Below are 26,938 nucleotides of genomic sequence, written 5' to 3' on the forward strand. Positions count from 1 at the left end.
ATAAGAAAAAGTCATGGCTCCTATCACACAATACGAAAAGCAAAACGCTTTTGTGAAAGTTTTGAGTGACGTCCCAACCCATACCCCGTTGCTCCTTTTCCCAGTTAGGATAGAAACACACTTCCGCAGCAGAAAAGTTCAAAAGGAATTGTGTGTCAGAATCTTCCCGAATGAGATCTTCCTGGATTATCTGACTGATTCATTGACAAGGCAAGAGATCGAAGACGGAAAGTTTTTTTGGTTGCAATGGTTCATTGCCAGTGGAAGTCCCAGGCGAGAGTATGAAGCATGGCAAGTGCTGTGCGGAAAATATCCCTTGTATAGGGCAGCATGGATTTGCCGAACAATGAGACCGGAGACAATAGGTCTATTTCGTACAGGAGGAAAACTTTATTATCGGCGCCCTTATCAGAACTTGGAAGGCATTGATAATGCGTGTTTGTCGATCAAGAGACATTTGTCTTTTATCCATATTGATGAAAGACATCGGATTGATCCCGACACGGGAGAGTATATTTTTGAGAAACAGGTGCGGAAAAATATCAATGACATCAAGAATCAACTCTCCCTGATCGAACGAGAATTGCTGACGTGCAAGTATATTGTCGACTATCTCTATGACAGTGTCCAAGGAACTGTTGCGTATTTGCGAGAACGATTGGATGGCTTCCTTTCCTTTTATGAGAAATATCCCTACTACGCTGACAATGCACGCCAGATGGAGTTGTGGGATGTGGATTATACAATGATCAGATCCTTTAGTGCTGAAGTGGATGATTTCATCAGTCGCATGAATAAAGGCCGGATTCCATTGAATGAGATGATCTGGATGTACCTTCGTGATCCGAAGCACGATATTTTTCCGAAAGTCAGGATAAAAGAAACGGAGGCTCCTGATATGCCGGTCTCGCATATCTTACCAAATAGGTTTATGATGATTGGGGAGGAAGCTGAATCCAAGAGAGTAATCACTTGGTATGGGAATCAGATCCCTTCGAATTTAGAAATAGGTTTCAATCCAACGGATGAGACAGTTGAACTTCCTTACAAGATTGACGAAAATGGGAATCTGATAGTCAATGGGAAATGCAAATGGATGGTTGACTATGACGAGGCCGAGCGAGTAGGAATGGCAATTACTGTCCCTATAGACAGTGATGTTCAGCGATTTAATTACATCTACATACTCGGGTTCAAACAGACGGGATTCGGTGATTTAGAGCATCTGAAGAGCCTCTTTAATAGCCATAATTATGCCTATTCCCGAATTGAAATGCTTAAGGCTGGTACTCCTACCAACCATGTTGAGCATGGGAGAACGTATGCACCAGTGGAGCATGAAGACGAAATGCAGCAACGCTATGCTGCGGAAGTAGAAGACCGTTATCTAATTCCTGCTTATGACCTTTCTGACTCCAAAAAGGTTGCTTCTATACTCGGATTTTCAGAGAATGATTACCGGAAGACTTGGGGGCGAGTCTTGAATGCAGAACGTTCTGAGAATGAGATGGCGAGGATGGCTTACAGAGCTTTGTGGGATCATTATCGGGATAAGGTTAAAGTCAAAGACAGCCAGCTCGACCGACTTTTGGATGTCATCGGAGATTTTGTGGTGAACCATGTCCGTGCCAGAGGTAACATCCCTTCGTTCCGAATTGACGACTTGCCCTATGGGATACTCCCGGTGACAGACTTCCTAAAACTTGACGACGATTTGCGTAATGCCGATCCTCTACTCAAAGAGTTGAACGGTTTTCTCGTTGCCATGGCAGATGAATGGAAAAGGCTACGCAAAGAGAGCGTTATCAGTTCGGAAGATCTCAAGGGAATTGATGCCGACAGAAAATATCTTGAAATGGCAGGGCAAGCTCCACATTCTATTTCTCACCTGAGACGTACCGTGATTGATTCCCCTTTGCTCCCCAAAGGAGATCAAAAGGTACCTTCCTATCTGAGTCGTCTTGAGGAAGTTGGTCATTTCTATCCTTGGGGTATTTCCGACCTGACAGAAAAGGAGGATCTGGCCGAACCTGTGGCGGTAGTCAAGAATGTCCTTGATAAAATTTCAGATGAGGATGCAGAATTGTTGGCAAGAGAGTTTCTGGATCTTTTCACATACAGGCTTGATGCTTGGTTTTCTGGTGAGCTTGACTATATCCTAAATGAACAATTTCGCCAAAGAGGAAATCGTGTCCCCAAAATTGGAGCTTTCGGCTGGGTTTTCAATCTAGAGGAGAATAAACGAACTGTTCTGGACAACAGCTCAGAAATAATATCCAAGATGAGGATAGCAGCCGAAGACAACAGTGGATCCAAGAATATTTATCAGATGTCCGGAAAGGACAAAGGGGAATTCGTTGTTGCTCCTTCTATCCAACACGCCCTTTCTGCATCTGCCCTACGGAGTGCTTATCTCCGAACAAAGAATAGTGCTCTGGATTCGCATATGTGCGTGAATCTCTCATCTATGCGAGCACGGCAGGCTCTTCGGATTCTGCAAGGAGTACGTTCCGGCATTTCGTCTTCTGCCATTCTGGGAGCTGATTTGGAGCGTTATCTTCACGAAGCATACCGAGAAGGCAGGAATATGGAGACTGAAATGGATCGATACATCCACCCTCTTCGGAAACTTTTCCCTCTGAAAGTAGAGATCGAAGCACAAGATCAGCGGGCAGACAACTATAACATGCAGGTGATCAGTGGAGAAGCTATTATCTCCTCTATTCTGGATAAATGGGCTTATCAAGAATCAGTCAGTTCCTGGCTGGAGAAAAACCGCAGCACCCTGGATTGGTACACGGTCTTGCATGAGGAAACAGGAATAGATGCCATACACTCCCATCGCATGAGTCTTTTCAAGGGTATCGAACGACTTGTCGATTCTTATGATGCTTTGAATGACTTGCTACTTTCCGAAGGTGTGCACCGTCTGATTCAAGGGGATATGGATTCGTTCTCTGCGATTACAAAATTTATGGTAGATGGTAATGGCAATCTCCCTCCTGCATCAATTCTTGATACCCCAATGGAGCATGTGGTTGTGTCCCACAGGGTAGGTGTTTTGATGCAATATCCTAAAGATGTCATTGGTACGGCTTTCTGTGCTGCAGAGCCTTCCGTAGATGGGTGGATTGAGGAAATGATAGGCTCTCTGTCCGGAATCTTTTTTTGTGTACAGCGATTTCATTCGGATGGAGTGCCGTCTTGGCATGTATGTCGTCTCAATGAGATTGGTATGCATCCAATCGAATATCTCTATCTATCGGAATACGAAACCACTTTCATCCGTCTCGTCGAGACTGCATGGAGATTGAAAAATCACTGTCTGAAGGACAAGGTTAAGATCTTTTGGGACTTCTCGGAGGCAATTACGGAGAGACCTGGTATCAGCTTGGCTGAAGCTGAATTCCTGATCAGGAAGTTGAGAAGTTTGCTACTTCGCAGCAGTGCTATGAAAGCAAAAGATTGGATTCCAATGCCTCCTGATGATAGCACTGCAAAAACTGTGATTGAGACAGGTCCGGATGACGAACAATCTCTTGATGTGGAAGACTTGAAGTTTCGCTACAAGTATGTTCTGGATCTCCACAAATCCTTGCATCTGAGTATGTCTCTCCAAATCTTGAACCTAAAGTCCGCTCGCTACATACCGGATATGGAGCTTGCCAAAATGTGGGATTTTTTGGCGAAATGTGTCAGCTATGGGCTTGTAAACAGTCTGCCTAATTATGATCCAGAACTCTTTTTGGTCAGTGAGGCTGAGGGAGAGCCAATTTTTAGAGTCGATCCGGTATTACAGCGGATCGAATTTGATAAAGTGAGACAGAAGCAGTTGGATTTTCTATCGACTTTTGCTATCGCTGCTGACACTGTAGAAAAACGCATCCAAAAAGCCGAAAAGATTATCAAAACCGATGTACAAGTAATTTATTCTTCAGCTGAATACATCAAGGCGTTGAGAGTTTTGACATTGGACTCTTTCAAAATTTTCCCCGGGTTTACGATGGATGTTATGCTCCCCGATGTCAAAGATCGGATCGCTTGCGATACTCTTCTCCGAAACGGGATTGGCCAATATTCCAATCTGGACTTCGATTCATTTGAAGATTGGCAGATGGAAGTCTCAGAAGTATATGGCGGAATGAAGCTTTGGCATGATGTGGATATGATTCGATCGGCTTTTGGGATGAGATCTCCGAATACTTCGATTCTACAGGTCAAGGATGGCAGAGAGATTGCCGGAGATAAATGGCTCGGTTGTGGAGTTGAAGATGAGGGAGATCTCCAGAATGTCGATTCTATCGTGTTGTATGGGGCTGACTCTGCAGCCAAACTGTATACCAGGACAGGAGAGCGGCATTATAATGCAGGGTTCATCATTGATTCTTGGATTGAATACATCCCCTACAAGAAGCAGACAGCCGGTTTGACTTTCCATTGTGATCAACCGGATAATGAGGCACCACAGACTTTACTGTTGGCTATTCATCCAGAATTCAGCAAAATCGGAACTGATGCCACTTGGAGACTGGAAGATGTGCTCGGACTGCTTGATACGACTCGCTTTATGCTCATGAATAGGGCTGTAGATCCAGATATGATTTATTCGGATCCCTACCTATCTCGATTCCTACCTCTCTTGAGTAATTTTGAGCTGCAAAATTTACCCGGCCACTCCTTCTTCTCGAGTTGTGCTTTCAGACCACGAAAGTCTTTCATTGGAGGGAAGAGCGTCGATATTTTTGACTGTATCCCTGGTGGATACCTTCTCAGAAACTAATGTTGAATTTAAAATTGAACTAAATATGCCTTCAAGCAGAAACAATGAAAGTAGCTGGTTGGTCAGAAAATTCGGCTTATCCGGGTATTTGGACGAAGTGAATAAAGCCCTCCCGAGGAATGCTGTAGTCTCTTCCAGAATCGAGCCTCGAACTCGCAAGGAAGATTTTGCCGATGCGCTTTCATTTGAAGTTTTCGACCCACTGTGGACATTGACTCGTCAGTGGCAGTTTGGCAGGTTCAAAGCCAATGACAGCGGGTCAATAGTCACGACCAAAATTTCAACTGTAAGAACTCCTCTTTCCAATATTGTTAGAGGAGGTGAGGTTTTTCCATATTCTACGGATACCCCTTTGGAGTATGAAGTTGAAAAGTTGGATCGAAGGATCACCCCATACATCCGAGTGTCGTCTGCTACTCATTTTAAGAAAATGCTTGAGAATCATTTTGGAGCAGATCAATCAAAAATCGATTTTTATTTGGGAGAGCTTCTTTCCAATTATCCTCTTGCAACATTTATTCCTCCTGTTGAGGATGCAGATAGAGATATCGAGACTTTAAAACGAGAAGCGAATAAGACACTGGTAAAATTCAGTGCCTGCTTCGAGAAGCGGATCTTCGATGGTTATACCCTTTACAGAGATGCAAATTTATTTTACGAGCAGCATCCGGAGCTGGAGACACTGCTGAAAAAATATTCCACTTGGTTCCGGAAAATGTACCTTCCGAATGATTTAGAGACATCTTGTTGGAATGAAAGAACACTGGGCTATGATGTCGAAGTGAAGGGGAATGGGACTGATTACAAAGCAGAAAGCTATGACTCAGACACCTTGTCTTGGTACTCGTTCGACGGAGAGGAGAAAAGAGAGAGTGATGGTGTGGGGATAGAAAAGATGCTGTCTTATTTGCCTACGCCTGCAGACATACCCGGTGCTCCTAAAAGACGGCTCTGGGAATTTGAATACGGGAAAGTCAGATTCGGAGAGAACACCGGTAAAGACTATTCTATGTTGGCAAACTCAGTGATCATGCAGTACACTTCCATGTATAGCAATGATTGGTTGCTTACTCCGCTTGAATCTGAGACAGGGACAATCCTTGATGTAAAAGGAATAATAGTGACGGATACATTTGGTGATAGGATTTTCATCAATACTACACCAGAAGAATCTGATAATCATGCTCCGGAAGTGGAGTTTTCCGATAGGTGGGGGCTATTCCGCACCACAAAATTACATGCATATGATACCAACGACTTTTCTTCTTGCAAAGGTCTGCTCTTTCCTCCCACTATTTTGCGTAGCGATATGAGTGACCCACTGGAAGAGATAGAGTTCTTGCGAGATGAGATGGCTAACATGGTTTGGGGTGTTGAGACGAAGATAAATGATGGATGCGGTGGAACGATGGATGGAGGAGGCTTATCGGATACTGTATTGTCTGTCATTGATGCCAGAAAAGATCCTGATATCGATGTTGGAGAAGAGCAAGATGCTGAGTACTACTATTTACTTCAAAATAGAGTTCCTATCAATTGGATCCCTTTCTTACCCATGAAGATACAAGGTGAGTTGCGAGACATTCAGTTGAGGAGATCGAAGATGCCCATATTCTTCAATGGGAAATATCAGCCGGTTCGGCCATCGACAGAATTACTTGCTTGTAGATATTCAAAGAACGCTGATGGTTCGCAGTCCAGAAAGATTATTCCCTTTGTTATCAATGAGGAAGAAATTCTTGGCTATGGGACGACCTTATCTCTGAAAACGCAGCGAGCACGCTGGTTCTTTGGTGATAGCTTTTTATGGACTGGAATCTCCAGAAAAATTAGCAACTATCAGGCAAATAGTGGATTGATGTTTGATGAATTAGTTCGACGAGAGGATGATAAAGCCATCCAGTTTAAAGAAATGAAATGATGATAACCGCCTTGCATGTAAACTGTACTCTCCCATTCCAGATTAGACAGAAGGGAAGAAAATATAGGATAGACAAATTCGAGATTCTTACGACCATTCTTTCTGCTCTCACTTGGCGAAGAGACAATGGAAATATTAAGCTCTATACGGACTCGATGGCTTTGGAATACTATGATTCCCTTGGAATTTTGGATTTGTGGAATGGAGGGATTGATACGGAAACTTTGGAGAATACTGTTGAATACATTGACCAGAATATCTTTTGGGCAGCTGGAAAGTTGCTTGCATTGAGAAATGAGCCGGCCCCTATAGCCATGATCGACACCGATCTAATTGTATGGAAGCCGATTACCGATGTGCTTGAGAGGGTGCCGATTTCCGTTCTTCATCGCGAACCTTTGTATCCCGGTACATACCTCCCTCAGGAATATCTCAAGGTGCGGAAAGGTTATCGATTTGATCCAGAATGGGATTGGGGAGAGCCTGCTTGCAACACAGCCTGTGTTTTCCTTGCAGACCAGTCTTTCAAGGATTACTACACAAATTGTGCGATAGATTTCATGACGGAAAATTGTGAACTTCCCAAAGAAATGGTTTCGCAGATGGTCTTTGCTGAGCAGCGTATGTTGGTAATGTGTGCCAAGAAGAAAATGTTCTCAATTCATCATTTTTTGGATGATCCTTATCAACGAGAGAATACGACATTTACTCATATTTGGGGAGGAAAAGACGTAGCACGCGCACACGCAAGCCAGAATGAGCTCCTTTGTTTGGCCCTTCTTAGGAAAATCGAAACACTGTTTCCTGCGTATTACGAGAAAATCAAGGAATCCGGATTGGTGTATAAAATTCTCTCCAAGTAGGGTCTGTCACATAAAGTAAGCCAACTAATAATTCGATAGTTACAAGAGTAAAACACGGCTAATTAAAGACTGTGCATGAGGTAGCCTCCAATTAGCCATTTTTGAGACCTCTGTACGAATTAGGAGAGGGACATAGACGCCCCTTCTCTTAATCGTGCAGAGGTCTCTGTTTGTAGTTTGCTTGCCATACGGAGAGAGTATTGCATATAATGTTGTCCTCACTGTATTAGACTGCTAATCGTCTCTTTTAGAGGGATTGTGCAACGGACTCATATAAGCAAGAACAGGTCGGAGCAATCATTGCTCCGACCTATCTAACAATGGGTTTATTCGATTGGTCTTATCTCAAAAGCGAGCTCCCTTGAGCTGTATGTCGCCTTCCGTTCTGGGGCGGATAGAATAGACCTCGTTGAAAACGGTAACAATGCCACTGATAGAACCACTGCCTACAAAGTCCGTCTTGCCGCCAAAACTACAACCCTTCTTAATCTCGAACTGGAATGTATTACCCTCTTTGTCTATGAGCATCCATTTGGTGTAGTGCTTTTCGGATGGATTCTCCAGCTTTGTGCCTTCCTCCGGTACTGTTTGGAGTTGTACATCGGAGATCTTGACCAACTTGTCTTGGTACATCTTCAGCTCCTTGGCTCCGATCACTTTCGGCTCGACAGCTTTATTTTCTTTTGTTTCCACTGTGGCTTTGTTCACATCAAAAGTAATTGTGCCAAAGTAGTTGGAAAGTTTGGCTCCTTTCACTGCAATAAGTAGGCGTGTACCTAACGGATAGACAGTGCCGGCATTCTGATTGGTACGCAGAGCCATGGCAGTACCTTCCTCGTCTTGTACATAGTGATAGTTTTCACCCGCAAGTTGCTTGGATTCGTTGTTTGCTGTTACTACCACATCAATGGTGAAGGCTTCGGTCAGGTCCCTAAATTCTTTTGGTTTGAGAGATTTACCAATAGTGATCAGCTTGCTCAATGGCTCGACGGTAGACGGTTCAGGGTTCGGGTTTGGCTCCGGTTGTTGTACCGAGAATCGCTCCCCACTCATCTGCATATCTGTGTAGAGACTGGGCTTGAGGCTGTATTTCACCGGTGTACTTTCATTCTTTTTGTAGACTGTCACAATGGCCGTGATGCTACCGCTTCCGGCAGGTACGGCTTGTGAGCCGAAAGTACTGTTTTTCATAACTTCCACATCGATTGCAGTCCCAGTAGGATCTTGCAACTTGTGACTCTTCATGAAGAACGTGCCCGAGTACATCTGCTCGTTTTCGTATTTTTCAAACTGTACTTTGGGCAGACGTACCAATACGTTGTGGTATTTTCCCTGGTTGAGCTCGGCAATGGTTGTATTGATGGGTTCTATTTTCTTATTTGGTACTACAACAGCCTTGTTTTTCTGGATTGTGAGTTGCACCGTACCATTGTAGTTAACCAGTTTGCAACCTTTGATATTGACGGTTATCTGATCTCCCGGTTCAAACGGTTTTTCACTTTTGTCGAGGGTTAGGACAATCCCATTTCCGTCTGTGTCTACTATGTAGTGGAAGTTCTGGAATTGGAATTGTTTGCCTCTATAGTCCGAAACTACTACGGCACGTATTGTAAGATCCTCTTCAATAATGATCCCTTCTCTGTTATCATTTGGTAGCAGAGCTTCTATTTCAGAAAGAGGAGTGAAAGTATAATCCTTGCCATCTACACTTTTTTGTGTGATTGTATAGAAGAAACTCTTGCCCGAGGCAACGATGCGGATACCTCCTTCACGAGCTACTCCGCTATTCGGGTGTACAAGGATGTTGATATTGTGCCTGCCTTCGTTCCCACTGGAGGGAGATGCTTTGATCCACTCACCGGCCGTCTCTACTCGCCAAGCCCTATTGGTATTGAGAGTGAGCAGGGAAACACCTCCATTCTGGTCGAAAGGGATTGTATTGTTTTCAAAATGCTGTTCTACACTCACTTGTGGCGATTCATACTTATCGTCATTGTCTTTGCACGAAATCAGCAGAAAAGACAAAAGGAGTGGAGCTATCATCCAAAGAGGTTTTATGCCGATAGCTCGATTGCTGAGGTTTGTCAGATTCATTGTCTATGCTTTTTTTTGATTTGGATACTGTATGGAATAAATCTCCTTTCCCTGGATTACTCGGCAAAACGTTTGCCTTGGAAGTTAAAGTCCGAAGGGTGGATAACGATTAATTGTGGTGTGTCATTGAAAAAAGACAGAAGCCCTACGGCACTACCGTTACCCTCGGGTAGTTTGTGTCCTGCAAACCGGGCATAGCTGCTGGTGCGTACGATCAGACGATTGCCTGTGCGGTCTCTCAGGGTACGCTCCACATATCCGGTCTTTTGTTTGTTTTCCGGATCGGCCCATGTTTTTCCCAGTTCATTTTCCAGAAATTGCACATCATCGACCTGTACCAGCGTGAATGCGTATTCGCTTTTCATCTCTGCAATGCTGAGTTTTTTGGGGTGCAGAGGAGCCGGGAGTCCGGGGATCATGACTCGTGTAACCATCTTTTCGGGTACAAATCCCGTTTCATACTTCGGGTCAGCAGATTTGTAGCCCAGATTCACTATTCCATAGTTTTTGCCAAGGCGAAGTCCTTGACATTTAACCAGAACACGACGACCCTGCTTGTATATCAAATTCATGTTACCCATGCCCATCTTGAGCTCTATGCCTCCAGTTTCATCCTGTATGGCGATACTGCGGTATAGGTTTCCCTCGCTGTCATCGCTATTCACAATGCCTGCAATGACAACATTGGTAAAGATATCCCTACCTCCCGGCTCATACATTTGTTTGAGCTCGGCAATGGTATGTGTGACTTTTACATTGTCGAGATCCTGTGCTATGGAGCCGGCTGTGTCGAACTCCTTCTTGCAGCTGCTTAGCAGAGACAAGAGAGAGAGGACCCCGATTAGTATGCCTATTTTGCTTTTCATATCTATCTTGTTTAGACTGTTGATGTTCTCGGATTACCCGTGTTGGGATCGATTTTAGAATTGCAGAGAAGCATTGAGGAAGAAGGTCGTACCGTACATATAGAAATACTTTGAGTCGAACGGACGAGTCATGCGACCATCTTCTTTCGCACGGCGTATGCGTAGTTGTTCATATCCTCCACTACGCAGATTTCTGTTGTTGAGTAAGTTGCTGGCCGAAAGATTCATTCGGAGGAATGTAGATCGACTCAGGCGGAACGATTTCCCTACAGAAGCATCTACCGTAAAGCCTCCGTCGAATGTTTCTCGTTTGATAAATTCTGCTGCAAGCTCTTCTCTGGCTTGGTCTGTACGGCGTATAGGATTCATCGCTACGAAGCTGCGGCCGAAGTAGTTTACATTGGCACTCAAGAACCAGTAGCGGGGGGAGTTGTAGGTAAAGCCTATCGTGCCCGCTGTTTGAGGGGTACCGGATGTGTTGAAGCCATCCCAGTATACTCGTTCACGAGCCAATTCCTTTTCGCTGTTGTCTACCGTTTGTACGAATTTGGGATTTGATACGTAGGTGTAATGACCATAAGTGAAAGCCCCGTTGAGTACCAATGTCGGACTGAGCTTGGCTTCAAGGCCTATTTCTATCCCAGCATTTTGCTCATCGATACCACTTAGTATATAGTTGGAGAAAGCTCTATGTCCGTCATCGTAGAAGCTCATGTTACGAGTCCGATCGTTGATCCGGGTATAGAATGCGCTCACACGACCACGTATAAGGGGCAGACGTAGCAGGTAGTTCAGATCTGCGGAAAATACCTTCTCGCTCTGAGGATCCTCTACGTGGGTATTGCGAGTACGAGGAGAGACGAAGACATTGCGGAAAACCGGAGCTTGCGACATAGCCACAGCATTGAGAGATACGAAATGATGCCCATTGATTTTGTATGTGAACCCCATTTTTGCTCCCCAATCGACAAAATCAAGAGTCTCGGATTTACCATAAGAATTGGTGGGGAAAAGTCCTCTTTGTTGTAGCCCTTCGCGGCACATGGAGGTAACGGATACCTGGCCACCCAGATATGCGTCCAGATGAGTATAGTTGGCTCTCAAAGCAAACCATGAATTGATGGCTTGTATGTGGGAGAGGTAGTTGTGCCCGATCTTATCTCCTTTGCGGGCAATATGGTTGGGGTTACGCATATCCATTTGAGCTTTGGTGGCATCGACAAATTCGTTTTCTGCGAATTTGTCTACATCATACCAATACTCTCCTCCCAAAAGGTCTTTGATGACATTGAAGTTTTCGGTCTTGTTGATTCGATAATTTACTCCTCCGTCTATACGATAGTTATCATTCAATTGAGAATTTAGTAGAAGAGAGCCATACCATTGTCTCTGGTCAGTACGTCTATCTTCGAGGATATATTCACTCCTCTTTCCCGAAGCAAGTAAGTTCCCTTGGGCATCGTATGTCTCCTTATAATTGTTGCTGTTCAGATGATACAGCATATCCCAATCTATATAGCGGACATTCTCATCACTGCGCCATAGCATGGCGTAGTAGTCTGCCGTTTCTTGATCGGGTGTTTCGCTTAGGTAGGTGTAGTAGGAAGGGAGATTGCGATAATAGTCGGGCCTTGGATCCTGTGCATTAGCCCAGTTGAGGGCCGAGTAAGCATTGTATCCGAAGCGATAACCTGTGGCTGCTGTCAATCTTGTACCCTTATTTATCTCCCATATGTAGCTCAGCGTGAGTACCGGTTCGTGGTTGTTGCGTACTCTGGCATTTCTCCATTGTCCGGCTTGTCGTCCGATATTCGGATTGTAGTAGTTAGACCCTACGAGTTTATAAACCTCTTCGGTTGAGCCACTGGCTACTCCTCGCTCGGTAGGTGCTGCCAAGAGAGAGAAAAGGAATGTATGACCGCCTGCAAGACGTTTCTCGATAGAAGCGAAGTAACCCCACGCATCATAGTGTTGCCCACGTACATAGGAATAATCTCCGGAGCCATATCTGCGTGAGCCAGAGAAAGCAAAAGCCCAGCCACTTTTTGTCAGCCCGGTAGCATAGGTGTACATCAGGCGATTAGTGTAGGTGCGGTTGCTAACTGAGTAGGTCAGACGGCTTCCAGCACGGATACCACTGGCCCGAGTGTCTATCAGGGTAGCACCACCTACACCTCCGAAACTGAAGTCTGCCAATTCATTGTTAAGTATCGAATGTTGGTTACGTACGGCGTCATTTAGACCACCCCAGAGAGACCACACCGAGTAGCCGGTATTCAGGTCATTCATTTGCAGTCCGTTGAGATATTGTAGCTGGTAGGGAGAGTCCAGACCTCTCATGCGGAAACGCATCGGCCCGAAAGTATAGCCGGCAGCATTGGCGTAGGGATCTCTGGAGGCTGTGAGCAGAGGAGAAGACTCTTGTATATCCTCTTCGGTAGTGGTGCCAAGGTCTTCGGTGAGCAGTTCGCTTAAATCTTGCATCGGCAACCTGGCTGCCAGAGGACGTAGCCTGATGATGGATAGATCTCCCTCTTTCCCTTGCCAAAAGAATTGCTGAGCTTCGTACCCGGAGGCCAATACTGTAACCGTATACTTGCCGGGCTTCATTTCTGGTATAAGGTATCTGCCTTCGTTGTCTACGGCTACCATCTTTTCTTGACGGCCTCGCACTTCCAACGTTGCCGTACTTACTGCTCTCCCATCCGTGGCATCCACCACTTGCCCGCGAGAGAAGATCTCTTGAGCCGAAAGGGAAGAAAGCAGAGTCAGGCTCAGACCTAACACGATAAGGAGCTTCTTCATAAGCAATTTATTTTCTGAATGTTTATTACGTTTTCATGACACACCAATGGCGAATACACTCTGTAAATGTATTGTACACGAGAGCCTCGGCAAAGGTACGCTGCTTCCCTCTAACAAGCAAGATGACAGAGAGGGGCTAAAATCTCCTCTACCGAATACTTCCGATAGCTTGTGTTGCTAGGACTTTTTTGTGCTTTTGTCTGTGAAAGGTTTGTACATTTGCGATACAACTCAATTGTAGCATTAGTATTGTGATTAAGTTGATATATTTAGCCGCCGGATGTTTCTGGGGCGTGCAATTCCAGTTGGCCAAGTTGCCGGGAATTGTATCTACTGAGGTGGGTTATATAGGAGGGCATACCGAAAGCCCAACCTACGAGGATGTGTGCAGAGGGAATACCGGGCACTTCGAGGCCGTGAAGGTAGAATATGATGATGCTGTTGTCTCTTCGGAAGATGTGCTAAAGCTCTACTTTGAGATCCATGACTTTGAGCAAGCCGATGGGCAAGGACCTGATTTGGGGTGGCAATATCTCTCCAGAATATTCTACACCGATGATGAGCAACGACAAGTGGCATCAACGATCATAGACAGGCTCAGGGCACAGACTTATCAGGTGCGTACACTATTGGAGCCGGCTCCTAAGTTTTGGCCGGCTGAGACGTACCACCAGAATTATTACGAGAAAAAAGGAGGGCAACCTTATTGCCACACCAGGCGCAAGATTTTCTGAGAGAGAAACTTCCCCGATATGCGTAGATCACTTGCTTTAGAGATATTGTAGACATGAGTAAACACACATTGGCTTTGATAATTGTCACACTTTTGTTGGCTGCCTGCATCTTTTTGGTGGCTCTTATGGGGGTGTGGTTTGGATGGTTCTCTGTGCTTGAGGCTTTCTTTATTGCCTGCGGAGTAGCTATTTCTTCTCTTATTCTGGAACTGATTAGAGAACGGAAGAAGAAAAAGCAATCCTCACAATCGGAAGACCGTCAAGCCTGATAGAGGAGCATTCGACAGTTTTTGCAGTCGAAAAAGAGCTGCAATGCCCCTTTGCTATGTTTTAGATAGAGCGGTTCTATGTATGGCAGGGGTTTTTGTCCTAACCGAGGGCAGTGACCGAGTTCTCTTTTGATACAGTATTTGCAGGTCATGAGAGCTGCATTTTTTTTCGGCTCTAACTCAAAAGCCGGCTGGATATACCGGTACCCCAAATTTTCGTAGTGCCTTCGGGCGACACTGTTGGCTACATTTCCCATATAAGTCAATTCTTTGGACTGCCGGGATACTTGTTTGATTTTTTCTTGCCGAGGACTACGGTCGAGAGGGTAATCTTCCAATGCTTTTTTGCAAAACAAATCGGTGGCTTCTCGTCTCAAAGCAGACAGGATGGAGACGGGAATGAAAAGATCTGCCACTTCAGTTACATTTACTTCTGTTGCGATAAGGGGTGTTTGCCCAAGTTTCCCCAACTCGGAGACAAGTCTCTCCGGATTGGGGCGTTCGGCTTTTTCGGGAACAAAGGCTATGCTCGCTGTTACCGGATTGTAGCTTTCCGGCCCTTCTATAGAGAGGGCTATCTTTCCGTCGCAAGAGGTGAGTTTTAGTCGCACCGGAATACGTCTGGAGGCAGAGGGTTTGGAGAGTAGTTTCTCGAACTTGAGATCTCTGTTGCAGTAGATTTCGGAGCCGGAGGAGAAGTATTCGGGATGATCTACACGACATCTCAGATCGTCGAGGATACCGATCACCTGCGTGCCTTCCACTTTGCCTGTCCTACTTATAAGCAACAGTCCATCCCCATTGCTCAATTGGTGAGACCTGTCCAGCCGGATCGTAGAGCCTTGTACGGCTACCAACCGGCCAACATATCGCCCACGGCTCTTGGGGGTAAGTGGCGAGGCGATGGGGTCTTGACTGCGATCTTTCATTAGATAGGAAGTAAATCCTCTATTGAAACTGCGCTCTACATCCGGGGTGAAGCTGTAGCTTACTTGTCCGAATGAGCTGCGTCTGTATTGCTCCGGCTCTGTCTGTATGAGAGAGCAAAGAGCTTGGTGGTAGCTTGCCGTTACATTCTTCACGTAGCTAATGGGTTTGAGTCGCCCCTCTATCTTGAAAGAGGTGACTCCTGCTTCTGCCATTTCGGAGAGCAGGTTGAGTCGGTTCATATCCTTGAGGGAGAGCCAGTGTTTCTCTGCTCCTCCTATTGTTTGTCCATTGGCATCGGTAAGCGTATAGGGTATGCGACAGAGTTGGGCACATTCCCCTCTATTGGCCGAACGCCCCATCAGAGCTTGAGACAGGTAGCACAGTCCGCTGTACGATACGCACAGGGCTCCGTGTACAAAAGCCTCCAGCTCTACCGGCAGCTTGGCTATCTCGGCTATTTCTTCCAATGTCAATTCTCGGGCCAGTACCACTCGTCTGATACCAAGGGCAATCCATTCGGCTACCTGCTCCGGAAGACGATTGTCGCATTGAGTACTTGCATGGAGAGGAATGGGAGGAAGATCCAAATCCAGCAAGGCTCTGTCTTGTATGATCAAGGCATCTACACCGGCATCGTTCAGCTCTTGTATAATTCGGACTGCTGTTGCCAGTTCGTGATCATACAATATAGTATTGAGAGCTACGTAGACTTTGGCCCGATAGAGGTGAGCATAGCGGCAGACCTCCGCTATATCCTCAACGGAAACGGCTGCGACCGCTCTGGCCCCAAACATTGGTGCCCCTATGTACACAGCATCTGCCCCGTGATCAATGGCTGCTATGGCCGTTTCCTTGTCTTTGGCTGGTGCCAGTAGCTCAAGCTCTCTCATTGGTTACAGTTTACTCCCGTAGGAAAGGTCTCCGGCGTCACCCAGACCTGGTACGATATAAGAGTGATCATTTATTTTCTCGTCCACGGCGGCAACCCAGAGAGTTACCTCTTGCGGTAGGTGTTCTTCTAGATAGTCAATGGCTTGACGACTGGCTATTACCGATGCTATATGTACTTCGGAGGGACGACCATGGGTGAGTAGCGAATGGTAGGCAAGCTCCATGGAACTGCCGGTAGCCAACATAGGATCAGCAATGATAAGGACCTTGTCCTCTATGTTTGGGGCAGCAATGTACTCTATATTGATGTCGAATTTGAGCTTGTCTTTATACTTACGGTAGGCCGATACAAATGCGTTTTCGGCATGGTCGAACATATTCAAGAATCCCTGATGGAAAGGTAGCCCAGCCCTGAGAATAGTCCCCAGCACAATCTGTTTCTCCGGAGTGTAGGCCGGAGATTGGCCCAGAGGCGTTTCTACATTCACGCATTGGTAGTCGAGGTTTTTGCTGATCTCGTAGGCAATCAATTCTCCTGTGCGCTCTATGTTTCGTCGGAAACGCAGGCTGTCTTGCTGTATCTGTTTGTCGCGCATCTCCAGCACATAGCGACTCATGAGACTGTGTTGGCTTTCTAACTGATTTACTTTCATGTTGGTATATGATAGGATTGTTTTTTTCTCAAATACTCTGGATGTCTTGGGTAGACATTTGTTCGACTTGATGTAGACAGGCGATGGCATCGTCTACGGACTGTATGTGACTCACGCTTAGGATACGTTTCCCTCTTACCTGCTTAAACTCTGTTCGCCGGGTATGTGTCGATGCATAGGCCAAGAGCTTGGCAAAGGCTTGACTTTGGTAGTAGTGGCTATTGGGGTCTGTTACCAGGTGCAGGCTCATGCGAGCTTGAGACAGGACGATCTTTTCTATCCCCAGACTGCGGCCTATCCGTCTCAGGCGTGGTACCGCAATTAACTGCTTCCCCTCGGTCGGTATGGGACCGAAGCGGTCGATAAGACGTTGCTCAAAGCTGTTTAGTTCCTCATCAGTATTCAGGCTATCCAACTCTCGGTAGAGAAGTATCCGCTCTCCATCTTGAGGGATGTATTCGGCATCGAAGTAGAGTTGCAGGTTGGTTTCGACCTGTGTCTCTGCCACAAAGGCCTCGGCTGTTGCCCGTTCTTGTCCGCTTTCGTCTTTGTTGAAGAAATCGCTGAATTCATCAGTTTTGAGTTCGGACAGGGCCTCGTCGAATACTTTTTGATAGGCTTCGTACCCCAAGTCAGCCACAAACCCCGATTGCTCTGCCCCCAGAGCGTTGCCTGCTCCTCTGATATCGAGATCTTGCAGGGCAATGCGTATGCCGGAACCGAGATCGCTGAAACTTTCTATAGCTTGCAGTCGTCTGCCGGCCTCATCTGTAAGAGAGGATAGCGGAGGGCTTATCAGATAGCAAAATGCCTTCCGCTTACTTCGCCCGACTCGCCCTCGAAGCTGGTGCAGATCGCTCAGCCCATAGCGGTGAGCATCATCGATAATAATGGTGTTGGCATTGGGGACATCGATTCCATTTTCCACGATAGTGGTGCAGAGCAATACATCGTATTCGTGGCGATTGAAGTCGATGAGCAGGGTCTCCAGTTCGGCCGGCTTCATTTGCCCATGTCCTATACCGACCCTTGCATCGGGCACTTCACGCCGGATCAGCTCTGCTATTTCCTGTATATTCTGTATGCGATTGTGAACGAAAAATACTTGACCGGAACGGCTCATCTCAAAATTGATGGCCTCCCGAATAATATCCGGGCTGAAGCGTACCAAAGCCGTTTCTACCGGATAGCGGTTGGGTGGAGGAGTGTTGATATTGGATAAATCTCGAGCACCCATTAGGGAGAAATGCAGTGTACGTGGGATCGGGGTAGCACTCATTGTGAGGGTATCCACATTGAGTTGGAGCTTGCGCAGTTTTTCTTTTACTGCCACTCCGAACTTTTGCTCCTCATCTATGATTAGCAAACCTAAATCTTTGAATTTTACATCCTGAGAGACCAACCGGTGTGTGCCGATGATTACATCTATCTCTCCGCTTGCCAAATCAGCTAAAATCGCCTTAGTCTCTTTTGCCGACCGGGCTCTTGAGAGGTAATCCACCCTTACCGGCATATCCTTGAACCGCTGACTGAATGTTTCGTAGTGTTGATAGGCCAAAACAGTAGTAGGAACCAATATGGCTACCTGCTTTCGGTCGTTGGCTGCTTTGAATGCAGCTCGCACGGCAACCTCCGTTTTGCCGAATCCCACATCTCCACAAACCAGCCTGTCCATGGGGTAGGGACGCTCCATGTCCTTCTTGACTTCTTCGGTTGCCCGGGCCTGATCGGGGGTGTCTTCGTATAGAAAGCCTGCTTCCAATTCGTGTTGCAGAGTGCTGTCTGGGCTGAAAGCAAAGCCCTTTGTTTCTCGTCTGGCTGCATAGAGACGGATGAGGTCTCTGGCAATATCCTTTACTCGTTTTTTAGTCCGGTCTTTGAGTTTCTGCCACGCTCCACTGCCGACTTTGCTCAGGCGTACCTGCGAAGATTCTTTTCCGTGGTATTTGCTCAGTTTGTGCAGACTGTGGAGATTGACAAATACTACATCGTCGTTTTGGTAAATCAGCTTGATAACCTCTTTCCTTACGCCCCCTTCTTCGATGTTGATGAGTCCGCCAAATAGACCGATGCCGTGATCTACGTGTACGATCAGGTCTCCGGGAGAGAACTGATTGAGCTCTTTGAGAGAGAGGGTGACTTTTCCGGAGCGAACTTTGTCACTCTTGAGATTGTATTTGTGGTAACGGTCGAATATCTGATGATCGGTAAGCAATACGGTGGCATTGTCGCTATCTACAAATCCTTCGTGTAAGGTGAGTGGCAGGCGGATAGGCATCAAATCTTCCGACCCACGCTCTGTGAGGATCTCCCTAATGCGCTCTGCTTGCAGCTCGTTGGCTGTGGATAGATAGACTGTGTACCCTTGGCCTTTCCACTGGGCAAGGAATTTTGTCAAAAGCTCAAAGTTCTTGTGCAGAGACGGTTGTGGTTCCACGTGCAGTACAAAAGAGGCAAGCCGAGGAGAAGACTCCTCTCCCATACGTATCTGTACAAAATGAGCCAATTGTTGCTCAAAGGTCTCAGGGACAACCAGCCGGGATTGCATTTCTTCGAGAGAGCCAAATCCCTCTCCATCGTCTATCAGAGGTACATCGCTGTATATCTGTCGGATGCGTTCGCTCAGATGTAGATACGAATTGACCAAAAAGACGGTGTCTTTGGGCAAAAGCTCCAATATGCTGTTTCGGGCTTTGTCCGAAGCTCCTACGTCCGGCATCAGCGTTACCTCATTCACGGTCTCGACAGAGAGCTGGCTCTCTATCTCAAAAATCCGGATACTTTCTATCTCATCTCCGAAAAAGTCTACCCGCAACGGTAATTCTCCAGCATAGGAGAAGATGTCCATAATACTGCCTCGAATGGCAAATTGGCCGGGTTCGTATACATAGTCCGTTCGCTCAAACCCCCATTCTAAAAGTAGATCTCGGAGGAACTCCTGTCCGGGACTCTCTCCCTTCCGAAGGGAGTAAATCTCCTGCTCCAGTTTCTCTCGATCGATTACTTTTTCGAGCAAAGCCGAGGGATAGGTCACAATGATGGGCAGAGAGGCTGCTCCTGTGCCGGTTGCCTGTCCACTGTCTACGGCATTGCCTTTGCCAGCGACAAAAGCCAATACCTCGGCCCTCAGTACTTCGGCTGCCGGGTCTATATGCCCATATTTGATTGCCCGTTTGTAACTGGTTGGGAAAAACAAAGCACGCCCCGAACCGAAGAGAGCTGTCAGATCGGCATACAGATAGCCGGCAGTATCGGCATCATTCATGATACAGACCAGAGGAGCCGAACTTCCGCTCAACGAAGCCAGTATAGTGGCAAGTGAAGAGCCACACAGCCCTCGCAGGTTTACAGATCGACCGGCATCCAACTCTTTGCGAATGCCGGCAACGATTTCTCGTTTTGCGTAGCGGTGTAGAAAGGATTCAAGCTCTGTCATCATTCCTCAGGTGTAAATATGGTACAGGGATGGAAAGGTGTTCTCCCGTAGTACTGCTCGTATAATGATCGGGCATAATGGTCAATGCCTTGGGGCCACCGGAGCGACTGTGCCACCAACGGCTGACTTTGGTTATCACATCGCTATCTATACGCTCCAATACGTCTCGTACAGCCAAAGGGTCTTTGCGATGAGAGGCCTCGTCTGGAGCTTCGATATGCAGATAGACAAACTGAAAGTCTTGTAATAGCTCCAACGCTTTCGCTGCCTTGCCTGCAAAGTTGCTGTCCGTATCCCCCGTTGCTCCCTCCACGGTAGTTCGTTTCATCCCGAGAGCTAAGGCCATGCCCCACATGACGGGGACTGCCGAAATCATAGCCCCTTGCATTCCATAGCGATGTGCAAATGGGGTGAAATTCAGCCCACGCACAACGGAGCGACCCCACAGGCCGGCAGGTGGCAATCCACAAGACAAAATAAAGTTTTGCAAAGCATCCAAGCTCTCCTTCTCGGGAAGGGAAGGAGAGGGTACGAAGACGTGTCTATGCCGTACCCCCCGACAGAGACGACCGATAGAGGTTGGGAAAAGCGACATGTCGGGTAGCTCCGGCATATCGCAGCGGTAGCAAACAGAACCGGGAGGGAGGTCAAGCCCCAACCCTAAAGCCTCGAAGCCGGCCCGGCCGTCTACTTTCGTTGCTTCTTCGGCATAACCCAATATACAGAGGTTGGCAACCTCGCTGCCCGGTGAGCAACCTTCCGGGATAGAAGCAAAAGTGCCGCATCGGCCCAAAGGAAGAAGAGCATTCAGAGCCGGCATGGAGGCTGCCCGGTAGGGTGTACGGCCGTCAAGCAAACGATGCGGCTCATCGGCGGCACCGTCGAGCAATACCACCAATTGGCTGTAGCGGTGATCCAACCAGGGGAGAGTAGGAGACACTTTTCTTTTTAAGACCTATATGCCTTAGACTATACGAAGAACATAACAAATATCTGTGCCGTAATGATGCGTACAAACATCAGCAGAGGGTAAACCGTGGCGTAGACCACTGAGGGGCTGTCATCCGATACCTGACTGTCGGCATAGTCCAAGGCCATCGGATTGGCCATGGCTCCACAGACCATCCCGGCAGAGGCTCCGAAATCGACTTTGAATATGCGCATTGCCATGAGGCCTATCAACAAAGCCGGTACAACAGTAAGCAGGATACCGCTTACCAGCCAGGTAAGGCCGGTAGAGGTGAAAAGAACATCGAAAAATCCCTGTCCACTCATCAACCCCAATCCGGCCAGATACAATACGATACCGAGCTGTTTCATCATCTGGTTGGCACTACTGGTAACATAAGTCGCCATGCGGTAGCGTGGCCCGAAAGCCCCCATTAGTATTCCCACAATCACCGGACCTCCCGCCAAACCCAGTTTGATAGGCATACTCACGCCGGGTAAGTACAACGGAATCATCCCCACTAGACACCCCAGAAGGATACCGAAGAAGAAGCTGATCAAATTCGGTTTATCCAGCCTTTTCACCTGATCTCCCAATATGCTTGCCACTTCGGTTATGGCTGTGCGTTCTCCCACTACGGTAAGGCAGTCGCCCAATTGTAGATGTAATTCAGGCGAGGGCAAAAGCTCAATGCCGGCACGATCTATTCTGGTTATGTTGATGTCGTACAGGTTACGCAATCTCAATGACCCCAGCTTTACGCCGTTCAGCTCGCTTTTGGTCACGATAACCCCTTTGGATAATAGCTCCTTGTCTACGGCATTCCAATCTATGTCGGAGCGGTTCCAGTCTTTCTCACGGTGTAGCTTACCGAAAAAAGCCTCCAGCACTGGTACATCATCCTCTGCCGAAACGACCAGCAGGTGATCTCCGGCAGATACAACGGTCTCGGAGTTAGCTATATGGACTTCCCCCTCATGCCATATACGGCTTATCACAAAGCGACGATCTACCAAGTGGACTATATCCTGCACTCTCTTGCCACAGATAGCCGGGTTAGTCACCCCGAATTCTGAGAAGAATGCTTTGCGTTGCTCATGTCCGCCGGATTGTCGGTTTTGCTTACGGAATGCAGCCATTATGCCAAGCACAAGTATAACGCCTACAACGCCCATCGGGTAGGCCACGGCACAGCCTTGCGCCATGGCTGCCAAGTCCGAACCTAGTGTAGGACTATTCCCGGCAACCTCTGCCAGTGTTGTTTGCGCAGCTCCGAGTATGGGCGTATTTGTTACGGCTCCACTCATTACACCTATTATATCTGTCATGCTCATCAGCGTATCGGGCAATACCCAATGTATCACGAGCATGAGAAAAAGAGTGAGGGCTACCATAGCCAATCCCAGTATATTATAGGCAATACCTCCACTTTTGAGTGAAGGAAAGAAAGATGGGCCTACTTCCAATCCTAGCATATAGATAAAGAGTACAAGCCCGAAGCTTTGGGCAAAGGAGACCATATCGGCATGCAATCCGAAGCCCGGTATGTATTTGTAACCGAAGTAGGAGAACACAATGCCGATGAAGAACACAAATGTAATCCCCAGAGACACTCGTCCCAGCTTTATTTTTCCCAATACCAGACCTAAAGCCGATACGAGGGAAAGCACGATCACGGTTTGCGTAATGGAGGGAGAGAGGAATTGCTCCCGAAACCAGTCTACTATCATATCAAGTATATATTACAACAACAGGTGCGAAGCAAGTATTATGCTTCCCACCGTGGCTGCAAAAGTACGCTTTTGCGGTGAAACGAATTCTTGCTATTTGGAGTAAATTTTCCCGTGAGTCCTAAGCACGTGTAACGTTCCCCCAACAAAGGGATAAAAAACATAGAGGGAACTGCCGAATGGTAGCCCCCTCTGTATTTTTCTTCCGGTTTGGCATCGCCTGTGATTTATGGAACGATCAGTTTTCCGCTCCATGATTTTTGCATTTCTCCGGAGATTTGCCAGAAATATACCCCACTTTCGAGCGAAGAGGCGATGGATACTTGTTGCTCATTGTTGTCGAGATCATAGCTCCGCAGTATTTCTCCGGCTGCGTTGTAGAGGGTGATCCTTTGTTTGCTAAAGCCCGCAAGCGATGAGGTTTTTGCATAAAGGGTCGATCCGTTGTGCCAGATGCTGTATGGAGCGACATCTCTATCGGGTGATGCCGGATTGTCAATGCCCGTATTGATAAACTTCTTCTCTCCGTAAGTTCGCCCCTCCTGATCCTCTGCATAGATCAGCAAGTCGGGACCACCGCCACAAAGGCCGATAGCATACGGCCAGAAGCCTTGGTCCCAGCCGACACCTTCGATCCAGGAAAAAGGTATATCCATGGGATGGATATACTTGTACACACGTCTGCCCTTACTGTCTTTGTCAGACTTGTTTTGGAAAGGAGACGACATACAAGTCAGTGGCAGATCGCCTTCGTCAGAAGAATTTAGAAAAGACCATCCAGCTATCTTTTTATAGTCGTAGAGTAGTCTTTCCCTGTCACCGGGTTTGCCTTGTGTATACCCCTCTCCGGAAAGATATTCAGTTCCTTGCTCTGCATCATAACGGAGGTAGAAAAACCTTTTGTGTGGAGTGTCGGGGCCATCGAGGGAGAAGTATCTCTCTATTACATGGTATTGTTTACCTTCTTGCTCTATGACCTGCCCGGTGTGCTGATAGACATCTGTGTGATATTGCTCATTACTGCCACATCCCCCTATCTGGTACCTTATATACCATAGCCGTCCCTTTGTCAAAGGATGATCCGTAAAGGCTGTTGATTCATCCACGATAGCATCGCGAGGGGCAGCTCCGCTGGGGGCATGGGATATTCCTCCTCCTTGGTAGTAGCGCAGGCCTCCGCCTTGCATTGCAACAAAGATCTTATGCTCAACAGAACCCAAAGCCTCCAAGCGGGAAATCCCTATATGCTGAGTGACGGTATAAGAGCGTATTGTATCTGTCCCATACACCAGGAGGGAGAGAGGCTGGTATTCTTGAGTGATATACGATTTTCCGGAAATCTCTATTTCCTGCCGTGATAGCACTTTTGTTTTGATGGGTGATGCTTTTCCTGCACTCTTAGAGAAGGCGCATAACTCCAGCTCATCACCACTTGTGGCAGAGAGGTCGTATAGCAAATGCAGGGAGCCGTCTTTCCTTTGCAGGTAGGCCTTAGGTCCCTCGTAGTAGATATAGAAAGGAGGCTCCGTTGCGCTGCCGAATTTAGTGACATGGGTTGCCTGGTACTCCACAACGCTTTTCCCCTGACGCTCACTCTTGCCTATGGTTTTGATCTTTGTGTAGCCACATGTTTGTGGCAGGCTCTCGTCTCCTGTGGATCCGTATTTATAGTCGTAGTACCACTCGCTGTCCATGGGTGGCTCTGCCATAACTGTTTGGGCAGCCATGCGACTACTAACTATTGAGCACAACGCCAATAAGGCGAATACGATTGTTAGTCTGTAATGTTTCATGGTTTATTTATTTCGGATTTATTATTTGTTGTTGAGCCCTTATAAAGCCTCCGGATTTGATAATCAGAGATCTTTGCAATATTCCCCGAAGGACAAGCCTATTCTCCTAAGTAGATCTTTCCGGTGTGTCGCAAGCCTTGTGTGTCGGTCACGATGTAGAGATATAGCCCTGTGGGCAAGGAGGAGAGATCGACAGAGGTCTTATCCTCCATATTGCCGGTCCATACTTGTTCAGCCTTCATAGTGTACAGAGCCAATGTCTTTAGGTTAGTCTTTTCCCATTGTAGAAGATTGGCCTTAACAACGAAAGTCCATTCTTTGGGCAAGAAAGGATTATTCGTTCCTAAGACTTCGGTATTTACCACTTGATCTGCTCGGAAGCAATCTTTTGCTGTGACATTCTCTTGAGGGAGGATTAGGTTGCCGTACAGATCCTTCCATTTGTTGGTATCGTGATAGACGACTTGGTCATCCTGTACAAAGCAAAGCAAGAGATTTGTGGAATAGCTGTCGAAAAGAAGCTGATCATCTATGGGAGTCTTTTCTTTGAGCACAGGGGCGGATGTATATTGGATATGGAAATAAGTAAATCCGAAGCCGCCCAAAGAGCCTATGCCATCTGCCCACTTATTGCCACGAAAGGAGATAGTTCGCCTCCACTTCCCTGCAATATACTCGTAATCGTATCCTTCAAATTTAGGCTGCCATTTATTACCTCCCCACACCCGATCATATGCCGTTTCTGGCTTATCGTAGAGGTTGAAATCATACAAAATGTACTCTTTGTTCGGATCCAAAAAGAGACCATTGCCTTCTTTCCAAGAATTGAAAGGGAGAACATTCCCAGCCCAATGCCAACCTCCCTCATCCTGAAATGTGCCAGGATAGTTGTCTGGATCAGAGAGTCCCTGCGGTATCCGTAGGTAGACGATCCCCTTGTCTTGGCGGATAGCTCCCCAGTAGTTTGTTCCGTTCGCAAGGAATTTATCGTCTTTGGTGCAATAGACTTTTTTGTAATCCAGCTGATTGATTGTCGTATCTCCATGTATAAATACATAGGAGAAAAAGAGGCCCATAGGAGACTTAAGACCCAGATCTATGTCGTGAATGTACATTTGGCAGCTGTTCACCCAAATCGTACCATCACGGAGTGGAAATTCCATGATTTGGTAGTTCTCATCTGTTGGCTTTTCGCCTACACTTTCTTGTGCCTTGGCTGTCGCAGGCGCAACGAGTAGTGCAATAAGCCCCGCTAATAGTATTCGTATCATATTCAAGAAATGACAACTCTAATGTGTAACAGCGAAGTTATAAAAAGAATAAGTAAAAACAAACAAAAGAGAATTGTGTGCCCTAATTGCAAATGTATTCTTTGATAGAGGAATACCTAATTGAGACTACCGCATGATATGCTACCCACTTTGTTCTTTTTGACATTTAGTTTGGCTTACATACTTGAGTGTATAACCCAAGCTCCAGCCTCAGAGCCTTGTGGGTTCTTTGTTTTTAACAATAATGTGGTATAATTAGGGCGAGAATACCCCTTTATTGGCCTTGTCATGCTTCTCTCTTTTGATGCCGACAATTGCTGTTCGGGTTCGAGATAAAATTTTCTGGGGAGAGAGCAAAAATTCTCTCCTGAGAGAATTTTTGCTAACACAGGAGAAAAAAAAATTTCTCTGAGGAGAGAATTTTGACCCTCTCAGAACGCCCTATTCATCGGTGTTTTGATAGAGGTCGAAAAGCCCTCAAAAAGAGCTTTTTCCCAATCTACCACCACGACCTGCTATTGTGTTTGATAGGACGTATTTGTGCTAATTTGGGAAAATGAGCTTTGTGCCGTTTTGCCATATCGTGAGATCAAGCAGCGATCTCTTTGGGAGGGCTCTTTGATTTTGTCGCTCGAGTCTGCTTAGGTCTGCTATGCAACACTGTTTTTACCTAATCGCAATAGGCTCTGGATACTATTGCATAGCACAGCTCTCGTCGCATTATGCAATAGTACCTTTCGTGGAGCTGCTCTACCAAGTCTGAATTTGTCGTACGGAAATTCTCTCTTCTACATAATGTTATTAGGCTGTTATTTAGCATCTCTGTACTGATAAATCCCCTCTCTCGACAATCGCTTGTTGAGAGAGAGGGGATTGTCGTTTTTGATTATTTTCGCAGTGTATGCAAGCAGTTGTATATCAATATGGAGAAGAATTACGGAACTTGATTCGGG

Annotated in this window: 15 protein-coding genes; 5 read left to right on the top strand and 10 right to left on the bottom strand. The window is 46.7% G+C overall.

What is annotated here, in order from left to right:
• Positions 1-13 precede the first annotated feature (13 nt).
• The 3 genes from DQN70_RS05175 to DQN70_RS05185 are packed head-to-tail and all read left to right on the top strand — an operon-like array spanning position 14 to position 7,564.
• Positions 14-4,780: a hypothetical protein gene (locus DQN70_RS05175; protein ID WP_023940906.1), complete on the top strand. Its 4,767-nt coding sequence runs from the start codon at positions 14-16 to the stop codon at positions 4,778-4,780.
• Between the two features lie 25 nt (positions 4,781-4,805).
• Positions 4,806-6,701 carry a hypothetical protein gene (locus DQN70_RS05180; RefSeq protein ID WP_023940904.1) on the top strand — a complete coding sequence of 632 codons (1,896 nt, stop codon included), beginning with the start codon at positions 4,806-4,808 and terminating at the stop codon, positions 6,699-6,701.
• Complete coding sequence (locus DQN70_RS05185; RefSeq protein WP_023937437.1) at positions 6,698-7,564, top strand: DUF6734 family protein; 867 nt, start codon at positions 6,698-6,700, stop codon at positions 7,562-7,564. The genes DQN70_RS05180 and DQN70_RS05185 overlap by 4 nt, the downstream gene beginning before the upstream one ends.
• A gap of 345 nt (positions 7,565-7,909) precedes the next feature.
• On the opposite strand, the gene DQN70_RS05190 is transcribed toward DQN70_RS05185, so the two are convergent.
• Genes DQN70_RS05190 through DQN70_RS05200 form a run of 3 tightly spaced genes read right to left on the bottom strand, consistent with a single transcriptional unit; the run spans position 7,910 to position 13,329 of the window.
• Positions 7,910-9,658: a DUF5689 domain-containing protein gene (locus tag DQN70_RS05190; protein ID WP_023940902.1), complete on the bottom strand. Its 1,749-nt coding sequence runs from the start codon at positions 9,656-9,658 to the stop codon at positions 7,910-7,912.
• 56 nt (positions 9,659-9,714) lie between these two features.
• The gene (locus DQN70_RS05195) at positions 9,715-10,524 is read right to left on the bottom strand and encodes a DUF5689 domain-containing protein (protein WP_023937435.1); all 810 of its coding nucleotides are present in this window, start codon (positions 10,522-10,524) and stop codon (positions 9,715-9,717) included.
• A 54-nt stretch (positions 10,525-10,578) separates the two neighbouring features.
• The gene (locus tag DQN70_RS05200; protein ID WP_023940900.1) at positions 10,579-13,329 is read right to left on the bottom strand and encodes a carboxypeptidase-like regulatory domain-containing protein; all 2,751 of its coding nucleotides are present in this window, start codon (positions 13,327-13,329) and stop codon (positions 10,579-10,581) included.
• A gap of 251 nt (positions 13,330-13,580) precedes the next feature.
• Here DQN70_RS05200 and msrA point away from each other — a divergent pair, with 251 nt between their 5' ends.
• Positions 13,581-14,063, top strand: coding sequence for a peptide-methionine (S)-S-oxide reductase MsrA (gene msrA, locus DQN70_RS05205; protein WP_036889491.1), 483 nt, complete (start codon positions 13,581-13,583; stop codon positions 14,061-14,063).
• 53 nt (positions 14,064-14,116) lie between these two features.
• Positions 14,117-14,332 carry a hypothetical protein gene (locus DQN70_RS05210; protein WP_023937429.1) on the top strand — a complete coding sequence of 72 codons (216 nt, stop codon included), beginning with the start codon at positions 14,117-14,119 and terminating at the stop codon, positions 14,330-14,332.
• Here the strand turns inward: DQN70_RS05210 and DQN70_RS05215 are convergent.
• From DQN70_RS05215 to DQN70_RS05245, 7 genes are all read right to left on the bottom strand, one after another.
• On the bottom strand, positions 14,323-16,152 hold the full coding sequence (locus DQN70_RS05215; protein WP_023940897.1) for a peptidase U32 family protein: 1,830 nt from the start codon (positions 16,150-16,152) through the stop codon (positions 14,323-14,325). The genes DQN70_RS05210 and DQN70_RS05215 overlap by 10 nt on opposite strands.
• Positions 16,153-16,155: 3 nt before the next feature.
• Positions 16,156-16,806: a uracil phosphoribosyltransferase gene (gene upp / locus DQN70_RS05220; RefSeq protein WP_036888547.1), complete on the bottom strand. Its 651-nt coding sequence runs from the start codon at positions 16,804-16,806 to the stop codon at positions 16,156-16,158.
• Between the two features lie 28 nt (positions 16,807-16,834).
• Positions 16,835-20,245: a transcription-repair coupling factor gene (gene mfd, locus DQN70_RS05225; RefSeq protein WP_081711905.1), complete on the bottom strand. Its 3,411-nt coding sequence runs from the start codon at positions 20,243-20,245 to the stop codon at positions 16,835-16,837.
• Entirely contained in the window at positions 20,229-21,182 is a 954-nt protein-coding gene (locus DQN70_RS05230) for an alkaline phosphatase family protein (RefSeq protein WP_023940893.1), read from the bottom strand. Before DQN70_RS05230 ends, mfd begins: the two co-directional genes overlap by 17 nt.
• Before the next feature lie 29 nt (positions 21,183-21,211).
• Positions 21,212-22,921 carry a putative transporter gene (locus DQN70_RS05235; protein WP_023937423.1) on the bottom strand — a complete coding sequence of 570 codons (1,710 nt, stop codon included), beginning with the start codon at positions 22,919-22,921 and terminating at the stop codon, positions 21,212-21,214.
• A gap of 227 nt (positions 22,922-23,148) precedes the next feature.
• Positions 23,149-24,714, bottom strand: a complete 1,566-nt coding sequence (locus DQN70_RS05240; protein ID WP_111759347.1) for a T9SS type A sorting domain-containing protein — start codon at positions 24,712-24,714, stop codon at positions 23,149-23,151.
• Positions 24,715-24,812: 98 nt separating this feature from the next.
• Entirely contained in the window at positions 24,813-25,985 is a 1,173-nt protein-coding gene (locus DQN70_RS05245; protein WP_042226292.1) for a T9SS type A sorting domain-containing protein, read from the bottom strand.
• Between the last annotated feature and the right edge of the window lie 953 nt (positions 25,986-26,938).

The sequence above is a fragment of the Porphyromonas crevioricanis genome (genome assembly GCF_900476255.1).
Lineage (GTDB): Bacteria > Bacteroidota > Bacteroidia > Bacteroidales > Porphyromonadaceae > Porphyromonas > Porphyromonas crevioricanis.

Bases quoted from the DNA above. Each gene is read 5' to 3' on its own strand.
- DQN70_RS05195 (WP_023937435.1), bottom strand. From the start codon at position 10,524: ATGAAAAGCAAAATAGGCATACTAATCGGGGTCCTCTCTCTCTTGTCT.
- DQN70_RS05180 (WP_023940904.1), top strand. From the start codon at position 4,806: ATGCCTTCAAGCAGAAACAATGAAAGTAGCTGGTTGGTCAGAAAATTC.
- DQN70_RS05175 (WP_023940906.1), top strand. From the start codon at position 14: ATGGCTCCTATCACACAATACGAAAAGCAAAACGCTTTTGTGAAAGTT.
- DQN70_RS05200 (WP_023940900.1), bottom strand. From the start codon at position 13,329: ATGAAGAAGCTCCTTATCGTGTTAGGTCTGAGCCTGACTCTGCTTTCT.
- upp (WP_036888547.1), bottom strand. From the start codon at position 16,806: ATGAAAGTAAATCAGTTAGAAAGCCAACACAGTCTCATGAGTCGCTAT.
- mfd (WP_081711905.1), bottom strand. From the start codon at position 20,245: ATGATGACAGAGCTTGAATCCTTTCTACACCGCTACGCAAAACGAGAA.
- DQN70_RS05240 (WP_111759347.1), bottom strand. From the start codon at position 24,714: ATGAAACATTACAGACTAACAATCGTATTCGCCTTATTGGCGTTGTGC.
- DQN70_RS05245 (WP_042226292.1), bottom strand. From the start codon at position 25,985: ATGATACGAATACTATTAGCGGGGCTTATTGCACTACTCGTTGCGCCT.
- DQN70_RS05190 (WP_023940902.1), bottom strand. From the start codon at position 9,658: ATGAATCTGACAAACCTCAGCAATCGAGCTATCGGCATAAAACCTCTT.
- DQN70_RS05235 (WP_023937423.1), bottom strand. From the start codon at position 22,921: ATGATAGTAGACTGGTTTCGGGAGCAATTCCTCTCTCCCTCCATTACG.
- DQN70_RS05210 (WP_023937429.1), top strand. From the start codon at position 14,117: ATGAGTAAACACACATTGGCTTTGATAATTGTCACACTTTTGTTGGCT.
- DQN70_RS05215 (WP_023940897.1), bottom strand. From the start codon at position 16,152: ATGAGAGAGCTTGAGCTACTGGCACCAGCCAAAGACAAGGAAACGGCC.
- DQN70_RS05185 (WP_023937437.1), top strand. From the start codon at position 6,698: ATGATGATAACCGCCTTGCATGTAAACTGTACTCTCCCATTCCAGATT.